Source organism: Enterobacter cloacae complex sp. ECL352, assembly GCF_020149545.1.
GTDB lineage: Bacteria > Pseudomonadota > Gammaproteobacteria > Enterobacterales > Enterobacteriaceae > Enterobacter > Enterobacter asburiae_B.
Genome location: NZ_CP083709.1, coordinates 3,926,495 through 3,939,729 on the forward strand (window position 1 = coordinate 3,926,495; position 13,235 = coordinate 3,939,729).

Here is a 13,235-nt window from a genome sequence, read left to right on the forward strand (position 1 = left end):
ACTGTGTACACGCACATAGAATTCTAAACCACCTTGTAAGAGTGAGCGGATATGGCTGGTTGTGTACCTAAGGAAAAAGCTGGCGAGTTGATTGAGCTGTATGGCGACATGCTAGAAGCAGGCACGCCTGTAAATGAGCTCGAGTATCGTCGTGCTGTAAGGGATTTGGAGAAAGAGAATACAGCTAATGCTGTAAGTGCTCTTGGTATACTGCACGCTGCTGCTGGTAAGTTTGATAAGGCATATTCAGTCTTTGAGACCGCTCTTTCTTATGTTGATGATCCTGCAATCGCTGCAAATTATATTTATGTAACTAAATATAACAATGATGCAATTAGGCTTCGTGATAAATCATTAGAATTTGTCGAAAAGTTTCAGACGAAGAAATTCACTGCATTAGCTTTCTCATCTGCATATCGTTTCGGTTACAGAGATTTGCTTATTAAATATATTGATCAGCATATCAAACTTCTTTCCGACGAGGAGGGCAGGGAATTGGCAATATTACAGAAAGCAGAATTATTGTCAGAGATTGATGATGCCTATAATTCTACTGGATGCTCTCCAGAGCAATTTAATTTGCTCGCGGAAATCGTAGCGACAGTAGCTAAGGACTTTTCAGCAGAAACTGGTTTGCTTGAAGTCAGCCGAAATGGCAATAAATGCTATGTGGCTGATATAAAAAACAAAGATCCTAAATCGATCGCTCAAATGAATTTTGCATTAGCTGAAGCTGTATGCATGGAGCCTCGGTTAGACGACTGTGAGTTAATAGCTCGTTTCTCTGCGCCGAGAATTCTTCATACGGGGGTTAGCTATGTCGATAAACAGTATTGATTTCTTTAATGTAGCCAAACAATACAGTTCAATGGCAGATGAGGCTTCATGGCGAAGCGCTATTTCCCGGGCATATTATTCGATGTACCATGAAACTATGGCCAGTCTTACTTGTGTCCCGAAATATTCAAGCAACCACCATGGGAACCTCATTGGATATATGACAACACCGGCAGAATGTAAAGGTGAGCCATATGATTCTCGTACTATGCGACTGCTTGGTTACAACCTAAAGCAATTGCGTGATGCCAGAAATGAAGCTGATTACCATATCGCAGATATTTCAGTTTCAAAAGAGATGGCTGAGACAGCAATTGCGTCTGCTGAATTGTATTTCTCAAAGTGGACTGCATTAAAATCAGCTAAAGCATCTTAGTCGCTTTCCATGTTATATCGAACCCGCCGCCTGGCGGGTTTTTTGCTTTCTGGAGCCTACCAAATGGCAGTATCAGACCAGACCCGCAGCGGCGACCTTGCCGAAACATTCAAATCTGAGCGGGACACAACAAAGAACCAGATCCGCGTCGCTTTGCCTGGCATCGTTCAGTCATTCGATCCCGGCACGGTGACAGCGGTTGTGCAGCCTGCTATCCGTTCGGTTGAAACAGATAACGACGGGAACCGCATTACCAAAAATTACCCGCTGCTGGTGGATGTACCGGTGGTATTTCCGCGCGGCGGCGGCTGCACGCTAACGTTCCCGGTGAAAGCCGGTGATGAATGCCTGGTGATTTTTGCAGATCGCTGTATCGATTTCTGGTGGCAGAACGGCGGGGTACAGGAGCCTGTCGACGACCGGGTGCATGATTTATCGGATGCGTTCTGTATCGTCGGGCCGCAGTCTCAGGCGCAGAAAATCAGCGGAATCAGTACGGGGGCCGCTCAGCTGCGCAGCGACGACGGAAGCACGTTCTTTGAGCTCAACCCCACTACGCAGAAAATTAAAATCGTAGCGCCAGGCGGTCTGGATGTAGTTACCCCGCAGGCCGACTTCTCGGCGAAAGTTACCATTCACGGGCTCCTGTCCTGGCTGGGTGGAATGGTGGGTTCTGTCGCTTCTGGCGTTGCATCCAAAATCACCGGCGCTGTCGAGTTTATCGGTACCGTTAAAGCTAACGGCAAGTCAATTGATGATACGCACACGCACGGCGGGGTTCAGCGAGGCGGAAGCAACACAGACGGGGTGAACTGATGCGATACAGACGTGAAGACGCCGAGGGGGATTACACCTTTGGCAGCGGCGATGATACCTGGCTGATTAACTCACCGGAGGCCGTGGCGCAGGCGGTAAAAACGCGATTCGAATTGTGGTATGGGCAATGGTTTCTCGACACCACCGAGGGGACTCCGTGGATTCAGTCCGTACTCGGTAAGCAGAAGCCGGAAACCTACAACCTGGCGATCCGTAAGCGCATCCTCGAAACGCGGGGCGTTAAATCCATCCTCTCTTTCAATACGACAGTGAACACGACGACGCGCCGCGTCCAGTTCTTCGCTGAAATCGACACCATCTACGGAACAACGACAGTAACCAGCGAGGCATAAATGGCCCTCAATTTGGACACACTCGGCTTATCGGCAACGGTAACCGCTGAGGGGATCAGTGCGCCTGATTACCAGACGATACTCGATACCCTGACGAGCTATTTCCAGCAGATTTATGGCAGTGACGCTTATCTGGAGCCAGACAGCAAAGACGGCCAGATGGTGGCGCTGGTGGCGCTGGCTATCCACGATGCCAACAACACGGCCATCTCCGTTTATAACTGCTTCTCACCTGCTACGGGTTACGGTGCAGCACTGACGAGTAACGTAAAAATTAACGGTATCGCGCGCCGGGGGGCGACGAACTCTACCGTGGATCTCGTTCTGACCGGTACTGCCGGGACATCCATCACAAACGGTACTGTGAAAGACACGAATAACGTGATCTGGCGACTTCCTGCCTCGGTGACGATCGGTGTCGGTGGTACCGTGACGGTAACTGCTACCTGTTCAAACAGCGGAGCGGTTGCGGCGCTGGCCGGGACGATTACCACTATCAACACGCCGACCCGTGGCTGGGCATCGGTAACCAACCCGGCGGCGGCCACCGTAGGCGCACCGGCTGAAACCGACGCAGAGCTGCGCATCAGGCAGGGGCAAAGCGTCGCTCTGCCGTCACTCACACCGTTTGAAGGTGTCGACGGTGCGATCGCCAACGTTGCAGGCGTGACGCGTCACAAGCTCTACGAGAATGATACTGGTGCAACCGACAGCAACGGGCTGCCTCCGCACTCTATTTCCGCGATTGTTGACGGTGGCGATGTTACCGAAATAGCCCAGACAATCCGGGGAAACAAAGGGCAGGGAACGGCAACTTACGGGACGACCTCTGTCACGGTACCGGACACTTACGGCAATCCTCATGTAATCAGCTTCTCGCGTTCTACTGATGTCCCGATTTATGGGCATATCACCCTGAAGGCATTCACCGGCTACACGTCGCAAATTGGCGTACAGATTCAGCAGGCCGTCGCGGATTACATCAACGGGCTGACGATCGGTGACGATGTGCTGCTGAGCAGGATTTATTCTCCCGCTAACCTCGGCGTAGTGAGTGGCGGCAATGCGCGCTACTACGACATACAGGAGCTGCTGATTGGCAAATCAGCCGGTAGCGTCGCGGCGGCAAACATCATCATCGCCTACAACGAATCCGCGTCGTGTAAACCCGAAAACATTGTTCTAACGGTGACGTCATGAGCAAGTACACGGACTTAATCACCAACTATCACGCCACGAAGCCGAAATTTTTTGATCACGTCGACCTGAGCACGCGGCCACTGATTGATATCACCGGCGCCACCCGGGGGCTGGTAAGCGCTTTCGATATTGATACCGCTGTCGGCGTCCAGCTCGATACGCTCGGCCTCTGGATTGGTCGCAGTCGAATCGTCAGCCAGCCTATAAGCGGCGTTTATTTCAGCTGGGACACTGACGGGCTAGGATATGGCCAGGGTGTATGGCAAGGCCCGTATGACCCCGATTCAGGTTATACCACGCTGAGCGATGCAACCTACCGCATCGTTCTTAAAGCAAAAATCGCTATCAACAACTGGGACGGCCGCAATGATTCGCTGCCTTCCATCCTTGACGCTGCGACCGCAGGCTCTGGCCTGAAGATGCAAATCATCGACAACCAGGACATGACGATCTCGGTCTGGGTTTTTCCCGAGACTGACATTTCTGAAGTGTCTCTAGAACTGATCGCCGCTATTAAACAGGGCTATCTCACCGTTAAAGCTGCTGGCGTATGGGCCGGTGACGTGGAAACGCCTTCGGTAGAAACACCGTCAGAAGGCTCTAAATTCTTTGGGTTTGATATGGATAACTAATACATCGGCGGGTTCGATGTTGGAGCATGGGGGACTTTACTCTAATGGCAACAAATAACTTTAAAGCATTCGCGCTTGATCCTAACGCTAACGTTATGTCACAGGCTGACTGGGAGGCGCTCCCGGCGCGGCTGTCTGGCTTTATTAGTGGGCCAGCAAAATCAGCACAAGTGAACAAAGCTATCCGGCAGGCCAGCTTTATAGCTGCAGCGCTGGCGCAGTACACCGCCAACAAAAGCGGTCTGGATGTACTTGATGATGGTGACCTGAACGGGTTTATCGCCAAAATGTCCGCCGCGTTCGGTAAGGATTTCCAGGCGCTTGACGCCACGCTGACGGCACTGGCCGCACTGAATACCGGTGCAAATAAACTCCCGTATTTCACCGGGGCAGACACTGCTGCGCAGACCGACCTCACTCAGGTAGGTAGAGACGTCATAGGTCAGACAACTGTGGATAACCTTCTCGCATACCTCGGTTTGAAAACAGCAGCGAAGCGCGATGTTGGTACGGCAGCAAATCAAATTCCCGACATGAGCGCATTTGTCACAGCCGGAACAACAAATGGTTACCAGAAACTACCAGGAGGGCTGATTGTGCAATGGGGAAGGGCTCTCATTCCTGCTGGTGGAGTTTTCGTTGGTTACCCAATCCCATTCCCGTCACTTACATATGTTGTTTTGCTTGGTGCTGTTGGTGCGACAGCGACAAACATTACGGCAAATAACTATCAAAATAATGGTTTCAATTTTAACGCAAGTGCCGCGACAGTGGTTGAACAGGCTTGGATGGCAATCGGGAGGTAAACATGTACGTATATAGCAAAGTTAAAAATGCATTCTACCCATTATCAATGAAGCAGAATTACATTGATGCTGGAACATGGCCTGAGGATGGGATTGAGGTTGATGATTTGATATTCGCAGAATTCCAGATAACTCCAGCGGGAAAAATGCGTGTTGCAGGAGAGGATGGTTTACCAGCATGGGCTGACATCCCACCGCCATCTCATGATGAATTAGTTGCACAGGCTGAAGCAGAAAAGCAGTCCAGAATTGACTCGGCGAATGATTACATGAATGGCAAGCAGTGGCCTGGTAAAGCTGCTATTGGACGCCTGAAGGGGGATGCGCTGGCTCAGTATAATTTGTGGCTGGATTACTTGGATGCTTTGGATGCGGTAGACACGTCGAAAGCTCCGGATATCACCTGGCCGACACCGCCTGCAGACGACGCATAAATAAAAAAGGCTGTCGGGGGTATGCCGGCAGCCTTATTCACATCACAGACCGACCTGGCGAACTGTCGGGAACTCAGATACCAGCCACATATCGGATTCTTCAAACATTTCCTCCAGCATGCGGTTCAGTTTTTCCCGATCGCTTTTGCTGGCATCGCTATTCAGGCCGTTTGCCTGCATCGGCTTCACCTTCACTTCGGCATCAGGGAAAATCTGGTGCACCCGCTTCGTCAGCTCGGCCAGAATGATCTCTCTGGCCCCTTCGAGCCCCTCAACATTTCGCTTGTCATAAACCAGTTCTACGAACATACGTGCTCCGCTAATCACTGTTTGAATATACAGTATTTTTGCTTTGGCGGGTTTGTCTGTCAAGGCATGAGCCGCTTGTTTTCAAATTTTGGGGAACATACTGCTGGCGTGTTTGTTTTCGATTTGCCCTGCAGGGCTGATGTGGTCTGGCGTTGACGAGAATTATGCGTGGGGCATGGATGGGGCAAAAGTGGTATGTGAAGTTCGTTAAAGTTCGTTAATCAAGCTTTATCTCGATCTCGCTCATCCCTTGTTTAAAGCGCTCCTGGACGATCTTTATCGATTTTAAAAACTATGAGTTCATATTATACAAATGTAGCAAAAAAGGGTTTTGACCCTGAAAAGATGAACATTCTGCATAGCGCGTTTTGCGCAACAGGAATATATTGAAACGTTACTCGACAAACGATGCATAAGGTTTTCTATGACACAACAGCCACAAGCCAAATACCGCCACGACTACCGTGCGCCGGATTACCTGATTAGCGAAATCGATCTGACTTTTGACCTGGATGCCACAAAAACCGTTGTCACGGCGGTGAGCCAGGTGATGCGCCATAGCGCAACTGCGGTGCCGCTGCGTCTGGATGGTGAAGACCTGACGCTGGTCTCCCTGCATATTAATGATGAAGCCTGGTCGGACTATAAAGAAGAAAACAACCAGCTGGTCATCGACAACCTGCCGGAACAGTTTACGCTGCGCATCGTGAATGAAATCAGCCCGGCCGCCAACACCGCGCTGGAAGGGCTTTACCAGTCGGGCGTGGCGCTGTGTACCCAGTGTGAAGCGGAAGGGTTCCGCCATATAACCTGGTATCTCGACCGTCCAGACGTCCTGGCGCGCTTCACCACCAAAATCATCGCCGATAAAACCCTGTATCCCTTCCTGCTCTCCAACGGCAACCGCGTAGGCGAAGGCGAGCTGGAGAATGGCCGTCACTGGGTGCAGTGGCAGGATCCCTTCCCGAAACCGTGCTACCTGTTTGCGCTGGTGGCGGGGGACTTCGACGTGCTGCGCGACACCTTCAAAACGCGCTCAGGCCGCGAGGTGGCGCTGGAGCTGTTTGTTGACCGCGGCAACCTTGACCGCGCGCCGTGGGCGATGACCTCACTCATCAACTCCATGAAGTGGGACGAGGAGCGCTTCGGCCTCGAATATGACCTCGACATCTATATGATCGTCGCCGTCGATTTCTTCAACATGGGCGCAATGGAGAACAAAGGCCTTAACGTCTTTAACTCCAAATACGTGCTGGCGCGTACCGATACCGCAACGGACAAAGACTACCTTGATATCGAACGCGTTATCGGCCACGAATATTTCCACAACTGGACCGGTAACCGCGTCACCTGCCGCGACTGGTTCCAGCTGAGCCTGAAAGAAGGCCTGACCGTCTTCCGCGATCAGGAGTTCAGCTCCGACCTGGGTTCACGCGCGGTGAACCGCATCAACAACGTGCGTACCATGCGTGGTCTGCAGTTTGCGGAAGATGCCAGCCCAATGGCGCACCCGATCCGCCCGGATAAAGTCATCGAGATGAACAACTTCTACACTCTGACGGTGTACGAGAAGGGCGCTGAAATTATCCGCATGATCCACACCCTGCTGGGCGAGGAGAACTTCCAGAAAGGGATGCAGCTGTATTTCGAGCGTCATGACGGCAGCGCGGCCACCTGCGACGATTTTGTGCAGGCGATGGAAGATGCCTCTAATGTCGATCTCTCTCACTTCCGCCGCTGGTACAGCCAGGCCGGTACGCCAATTGTCACCGTCAAAGACGACTACAATCCGGAAACCGAGCAGTACACGCTGACCATCAGCCAGCGCACGCCGCCGACGGCGGAGCAGGAAGAGAAATATCCGCTGCATATTCCGTTCAGCATTGAGCTGTACGATAACGAAGGCAAAGTCATCCCGCTCCAGAAGGGCGGCCACCCGGTACACCACGTGCTGAACGTGACCCAGGCCGAGCAGACCTTTATCTTCGATAACGTCTACTTCCAGCCGGTACCTGCGCTGCTGTGTGAATTCTCCGCGCCGGTGAAGCTGGAATACAAGTGGAGCGATCAGCAGCTGACGTTCCTGATGCGTCACGCGCGTAACGACTTCTCCCGCTGGGACGCGGCGCAAAGCCTGCTGGCGACCTACATTAAGCTCAACGTAAACCGTCATCAGCAGGGCCAGCCGCTGTCGCTGCCTGTCCATGTGGCTGACGCGTTCCGCGCGATCCTGCTGGATGAGAAGATTGACCCGGCCCTGGCCGCTGAAATTCTGACCCTGCCGTCAGCGACTGAAATCGCCGAGCTGTTTGACATCATCGACCCGATTGCCATCGTGGCGGTGCGTGAAGCGCTGACCCGTACGCTGGCTGCTGAGCTGGCCGATGAGTTCCTGGCTATATATAACGCCAATAAGCTTGATGCTTATCGCGTTGAGCACGCGGACATTGGCAAACGTTCTCTGCGCAATACCTGCCTGCGCTATCTGGCGTTTGGTGAAACCGAGCTGGCGAACACTCTGGTGAGCAAGCAGTACCACGAAGCGGATAACATGACCGGCGCCCTGGCCGCGCTAGGTGCAAGCGTTGCCGCTGAACTGCCGTGCCGTGATGCGTTAATGCAGGAGTACGACGACAAGTGGCATCAGGATGGCCTGGTGATGGACAAATGGTTCATCCTGCAGGCGACCAGCCCGGCGGCCGATGCGCTCAGCAACGTGCGCAGCCTGCTGAAGCATCGCTCCTTTACCCTGAGCAACCCAAACCGCGTGCGTTCTCTGATTGGCGCGTTTGCCAGCAGCAACCCGGCCGCGTTCCACGCCGAAGACGGCAGCGGGTATCAGTTCATGGTGGAAATGCTGACCGAGCTGAACAGCCGTAACCCGCAGGTGGCGTCGCGCCTGATTGAGCCGCTGATCCGTTTGAAACGCTACGATGCGAAGCGTCAGGCGAAGATGCGTGCCGCGCTTGAGCAGCTGAAAGGGCTGGAGAACCTGTCTGGCGATCTGTACGAGAAGATTGCTAAAGCCTTAGCGTAATAAAAAATTGCCCGGTGGGCAGGTAAAAGCAGAACGGCAACCTCGGTTGCCGTTTTTAGTGTTTTCTCCCCGTGGGAGAGGGCCGGGGTGAGGGCATCAGGCATTAGCCTTGGCTCGCTGTAACTCCGTCCCCCCGCGCTTCATCACCCGATCCAATACCTCAGCTTCCAGCTCCGCCAGCCTTGCCGAGCCCACGCGGCGAGGGCGCGGAAGATCCACCGTCAGATCCAGACCTATTTTCCCGTCCTCTATTAACAGCACCCGGTCAGCCATCGCGACGGCCTCGCTCACGTCATGCGTCACCAGCAGTACCGTAAAGCCGTGCGCCTGCCAAAGGGATCCAATCAAATCCTGCATTTCGATCCGCGTCAGGGCGTCGAGCGCGCCGAGCGGTTCATCAAGCAACAGCAGGCCCGGACGGTGAATCAACGCCCGCGCCAGCGCCACGCGCTGCTTCTGCCCGCCCGAGAGGGCGGCAGGCCATTCACCCGCACGATTTTCCAGCCCAACGGCGGCCAGCGCCTGGCGGGCTTCATCCCGCCAGCTGCCCTTAAGACCGAGCCCGACATTGTCGATAACCGTTTTCCACGGCAGCAGGCGTGCATCCTGAAACATCATGCGGGTATCGTCCTGAATATTCGAAAGCGGCGTCGTTCCTGCCAGAATGTCACCGCCGTTGGGGGCTTCCAGTCCGGCCAGAAGACGTAGCAGGGTACTCTTGCCGCCGCCGCTGCGCCCGACAACGGCCACAAATTGTCCGGCGGGAATATGCAGATCCAGCCCGTTAAGAATGGTGTTTTCGCCGTAGCGTTTGGTCACGCCGTTCAGCAGTAACGGCGTTCCCTGGTTCAGTCGTGCAGTATTCATGCTTTCGCCTCCTGAAGGGTATAGGCCGGGTTCCAGCGCAGCCAGCTGCGCTCCAGCCACTGGGCGCTGACGTCGGCGAGCTTGCCGAGCAGGGCATACAGAATGATGGCAACCACCACCACGTCCGTTTGCAGGAATTCGCGGGCGTTCATCGCCAGATAGCCAATACCTGAGTTGGCCGAGATGGTCTCCGCCACAATCAGCGTCAGCCACATCAGGCCGAGCGCAAAACGCACCCCGACCATAATGGAGGGCAGGGCGCCCGGCAGGATCACGTGTATAAAGAGGGAAAAACCCGATAAGCCGTAGCTGCGCGCCATCTCCACCAGACCGCGATCGATGTTGCGTATGCCGTGCCAGGTGTTGATGTAAATCGGGAACAGTGTGCCCAGCGCCACGAGGAAGATCTTGGCGCTCTCATCAATGCCAAACCACAGGATAACCAGCGGGATCAGCGCCAGATGCGGCACGTTGCGCAGCATCTGAATGGAGGTATCCAGCAACCGCTCGCCCCAGCGGGAAAGGCCGCTGATCAGGCCCAGAACCAGACCGATGCTGCCGCCGATGGAAAACCCAATCACGGCGCGCCAGGAGCTGATCGCCAGATGCTGCCACAGCTCACCGCTGACGCTCAGCGACCAGAAAGCTTCTACGACGCCCTCCGGAGAGGGCAGAATGCGGCTCGACAGCCAGCCGGTGGACGACGCGAGCTGCCAGAGAGCCACAATGCCGACGGGTAAAAACCACGGCGCGGCGCGCAGCAGCCATTTTTGGGAGGTGGCAGACATGGTCACTCCTTAGCTCTGTGCGGCTTTGCGTGGAATAAACTCGTTCGCCACGGCTTCGCCCTGAAGCTGAAGCCGCTGCGGCTGCGGAATCTCCGGGATGGCGACATCCAGATGCGGGAATAACAGCTCGCCCACCTTGTACGCCTCTTCCAGATGCGGATAACCGGAGAGAATAAAGCTGTCGATACCCAGGTCTGCGTATTCATTAATCCGGGCGGCTACGGTCGGTCCGTCGCCGACCAGCGCCGTGCCCGCACCGCCGCGCACCAGGCCAACGCCCGCCCACAGGTTCGGGCTGATCTCCAGGTTCTCGCGCTTGCCGTTGTGCAGGGACGCCATTCGGTGCTGTCCGACGGAGTCGGTTTTCGCAAACGCGGCCTGCGCCCTGGCGATGGTCTCATCGTCCAGGTGGGAGATCAGGCGGTCGGCGGCCTGCCAGGCTTCTTCATTGGTTTCCCGCACAATTACGTGCAGGCGAATGCCGAAGCGCACCTTGCGCCCATGGGCGGCCGCTTTGGCGCGTACTTGGGCAATTTTTTCTTTCACCAGCTCAGGCGGTTCGCCCCAGGTCAGATAGAGATCGACCTGTTCTGCCGCCAGATCCTGGGCTACGTCCGACGATCCGCCAAAATAGAGCGGCGGTCGCGGCTGCTGCACCGGCGGGAAGTAGAGCTTCGCGTCACGAACGTGAATATGCTTGCCTTCAAAGGTGACGGTTTCACCTTCCAGCAGACGTCGCCAGACGCGGGTAAACTCGGCGGAGGCTTCGTAGCGCTCGGTATGGTCGAGGAACACCCCATCGCCCGCCAGCTCCTGCGGATCGCTGCCCGTCACCAGGTTAAACAGGGCGCGACCGTTGGACAGCCTGTCCAGCGTTGCCGCCTGACGCGCCGCCACGGTGGGGGAGACCACGCTCGGGCGTAAGGCAACCAGGAACTTCAGGCGCTGGGTGACCGGGATCATCGACGCGGCGACCAGCCAGGCATCTTCACATGAACGTCCGGTCGGGATCAGCACTCCGGTGAAACCGATTCGGTCCGCCGCCTGCGCAATTTGCTGCAGGTAGCCGTGGTCAACCGGGCGCGAGCCCTCTTCTGTACCAAGATAGTGTCCATCACCGTGGGTGGGTAAAAACCAGAAAAGATTCAGACTCATGATTTAGCTCCTTCTTTGCCTGCGGGCTGCCAGATGCGTTCGCGAATAGTGACCTGTTTTGGCACCAGGTGGTTTTGATAGAAAAGGTCAGCCGTTTGTTGCTGAAGCGCGGCGACGTGCGCGTCCACGGGCGTAATGGTGGTCGGCGGACGGTGGTTGAGATAGCTCGCGATCACCGGCTCAGGTAAGCCCATGGTTTTCGCCAGCAGGGCAATGCTCTCCTGACGCTGGGTCTGGGTCAGCGCATCGGCCTGAGTAAAGGTATCCAGTACGCCCTGAATAAATGCGCCGTTCTTTTCCGCATAAGGACGCGCGGCCAGATAGAACGAGCCGGTCTGCTTCAGTGTGGTACCGTCTTTCAGCACGCGAACGCCGCCCTGCAGCAATGCGGCGGAGTAGTACGGATCCCAGATGGCCCAGGCATCAACGTTCTTCTGCTGGAACGCGGCGCGGGCGTCGGCAGGCGTCAGGTAAACGGGCTGAATGTCAGTGAACTTCAGCCCGGTTTCCTGCAGGGCACGCAGCAGCAGGTTGTGCGAGCTGGAACCTTTCTGGAAAGCCACTTTATGCCCTTTGAGGTCCGCGACGCTTTTAATGTCGCTGTTTTCAGGCACCAGGATCACTTCGGCCTTCGGTTTGGGCGGCTCAACACCAACATAGACGAGGTCCGCTCCCGCCGCCTGGGCGAATATCGGCGGAATATCACCCGTGCTGCCGAGATCGATACTGCCGACGTTCAGGGCCTCCAGCATCTGCGGGCCAGCCGGGAATTCCACCCAGGAGAATTTGGTGTCCGGGAAGCGTTTTTCCAGCAGCTGGTGGCTTTTCGCCAGCACCATGCTGACGCTGCCTTTCTGATAGCCAATGCGCAAACTTTCCGGAGCCGCTTCTGCGGCATGGGCCAGCGAGGTAAGCGCCATCAGACCTGCCAGTCCGATGCGGGTTAACGTTTTAAGCATGTGCGACTCCTTGAGGCTGACCAAACGCCGGGGCCTGGATATCCCGGCGGTGCAGGGCATGCCAGAAGGTTTCCAGGGCAGTATCGAGGCGGGTTTGCAGGTTCGGCGTAAAATGAGGTTTATGTTGATAATCGATAACCTGGGAGTCATCTGCGAAAACGCCGTGGAGGATCTCCTGCGCTTTCAGCGCGTTCAGCACCGGCTTCAGGGCATAATCCACGGCCAGTAAATGGGCAACCGTACCGCCCGTTGCCAGCGGCAGCACGACTTTGCCGTCCAGGGCGCGTTCCGGAAGCAGATCGAGCAGGGTTTTCAGCGCCCCGGAAAAAGAGGCTTTATAAATAGGTGTTGCCACAATTAAGCCGTCAGCGCCGTTAAGCTGCTCGATGAGCGTTTTCAGCGCTGGGCTGTCGAAGCGGGCGTAGAGCAGATCTTCAGGTTCGAAGTTATGCAGGTTCCAGTGGCACACTTCCACATCCAGGGCATTGAGTTTTTCGCGGGCATATTCCAGCAGGGCGCTGGAGCGCGAAGGGAATCGTGGACTTCCGGCCAGGGTAATGACGCGCATACTTCCTCCTTATAACCAATTGTTTGCTTTTATCTAACATTCATAACAATTTTCAGGAGTGTGACACCGCGCGGTTATTCCACTAAATGATTTATCTG

Annotated in this window: 15 protein-coding genes; 9 read left to right on the plus strand and 6 right to left on the minus strand. The window is 55.2% G+C overall.

The window, feature by feature from the left end:
• The first annotated feature begins 51 nt into the window (after positions 1-51).
• The 8 genes from LBF07_RS19045 (at position 52) to LBF07_RS19080 (ending at position 5,454) form a co-directional block, all read left to right on the plus strand.
• A complete protein-coding gene (locus tag LBF07_RS19045) occupies positions 52-837 on the plus strand; it encodes a hypothetical protein (RefSeq protein WP_206462047.1) in 786 nt (261 codons plus the stop codon).
• Positions 818-1,213, plus strand: a complete 396-nt coding sequence (locus tag LBF07_RS19050) for a hypothetical protein (protein WP_224435050.1) — start codon at positions 818-820, stop codon at positions 1,211-1,213. Before LBF07_RS19045 ends, LBF07_RS19050 begins: the two co-directional genes overlap by 20 nt.
• A gap of 63 nt (positions 1,214-1,276) precedes the next feature.
• Positions 1,277-2,029: a Gp138 family membrane-puncturing spike protein gene (locus LBF07_RS19055; protein ID WP_224435051.1), complete on the plus strand. Its 753-nt coding sequence runs from the start codon at positions 1,277-1,279 to the stop codon at positions 2,027-2,029.
• Positions 2,029-2,382: a hypothetical protein gene (locus LBF07_RS19060; protein WP_094935658.1), complete on the plus strand. Its 354-nt coding sequence runs from the start codon at positions 2,029-2,031 to the stop codon at positions 2,380-2,382. The genes LBF07_RS19055 and LBF07_RS19060 overlap by 1 nt, the downstream gene beginning before the upstream one ends.
• Positions 2,383-3,582: a baseplate J/gp47 family protein gene (locus LBF07_RS19065; protein WP_023150238.1), complete on the plus strand. Its 1,200-nt coding sequence runs from the start codon at positions 2,383-2,385 to the stop codon at positions 3,580-3,582.
• Positions 3,579-4,214 carry a DUF2612 domain-containing protein gene (locus LBF07_RS19070; RefSeq protein ID WP_206462002.1) on the plus strand — a complete coding sequence of 212 codons (636 nt, stop codon included), beginning with the start codon at positions 3,579-3,581 and terminating at the stop codon, positions 4,212-4,214. Before LBF07_RS19065 ends, LBF07_RS19070 begins: the two co-directional genes overlap by 4 nt.
• A 44-nt stretch (positions 4,215-4,258) precedes the next feature.
• A complete protein-coding gene (locus LBF07_RS19075) occupies positions 4,259-5,020 on the plus strand; it encodes a phage tail protein (RefSeq protein ID WP_206462001.1) in 762 nt (253 codons plus the stop codon).
• 2 nt (positions 5,021-5,022) lie between these two features.
• On the plus strand, positions 5,023-5,454 hold the full coding sequence (locus LBF07_RS19080; protein ID WP_206462000.1) for a tail fiber assembly protein: 432 nt from the start codon (positions 5,023-5,025) through the stop codon (positions 5,452-5,454).
• 42 nt (positions 5,455-5,496) lie between these two features.
• Here LBF07_RS19080 and LBF07_RS19085 read toward each other — a convergent pair whose 3' ends face one another.
• Positions 5,497-5,763: a DinI family protein gene (locus LBF07_RS19085; protein ID WP_023292714.1), complete on the minus strand. Its 267-nt coding sequence runs from the start codon at positions 5,761-5,763 to the stop codon at positions 5,497-5,499.
• 424 nt (positions 5,764-6,187) lie between these two features.
• Here LBF07_RS19085 and pepN point away from each other — a divergent pair, with 424 nt between their 5' ends.
• Complete coding sequence (pepN, locus tag LBF07_RS19090) at positions 6,188-8,800, plus strand: aminopeptidase N (RefSeq protein WP_094934903.1); 2,613 nt, start codon at positions 6,188-6,190, stop codon at positions 8,798-8,800.
• 96 nt (positions 8,801-8,896) lie between these two features.
• On the opposite strand, the gene ssuB is transcribed toward pepN, so the two are convergent.
• From ssuB to ssuE, 5 genes are read right to left on the minus strand one after another with little or no spacing between them, the layout of a single operon-like run.
• A complete protein-coding gene (ssuB, locus tag LBF07_RS19095; protein WP_032658179.1) occupies positions 8,897-9,667 on the minus strand; it encodes an aliphatic sulfonates ABC transporter ATP-binding protein in 771 nt (256 codons plus the stop codon).
• A complete protein-coding gene (gene ssuC, locus LBF07_RS19100; protein ID WP_023311016.1) occupies positions 9,664-10,455 on the minus strand; it encodes an aliphatic sulfonate ABC transporter permease SsuC in 792 nt (263 codons plus the stop codon). The genes ssuB and ssuC overlap by 4 nt, the downstream gene beginning before the upstream one ends.
• Positions 10,456-10,464: 9 nt before the next feature.
• Positions 10,465-11,610 (minus strand): FMNH2-dependent alkanesulfonate monooxygenase, encoded by a 1,146-nt coding sequence (gene ssuD, locus LBF07_RS19105; RefSeq protein WP_039261601.1) that lies wholly within the window; start codon positions 11,608-11,610, stop codon positions 10,465-10,467.
• A complete protein-coding gene (locus tag LBF07_RS19110) occupies positions 11,607-12,569 on the minus strand; it encodes a sulfonate ABC transporter substrate-binding protein (protein WP_094934904.1) in 963 nt (320 codons plus the stop codon). Before LBF07_RS19110 ends, ssuD begins: the two co-directional genes overlap by 4 nt.
• The gene (ssuE, locus tag LBF07_RS19115) at positions 12,562-13,137 is read right to left on the minus strand and encodes an NADPH-dependent FMN reductase (protein WP_094934905.1); all 576 of its coding nucleotides are present in this window, start codon (positions 13,135-13,137) and stop codon (positions 12,562-12,564) included. The genes LBF07_RS19110 and ssuE overlap by 8 nt, the downstream gene beginning before the upstream one ends.
• Between the last annotated feature and the right edge of the window lie 98 nt (positions 13,138-13,235).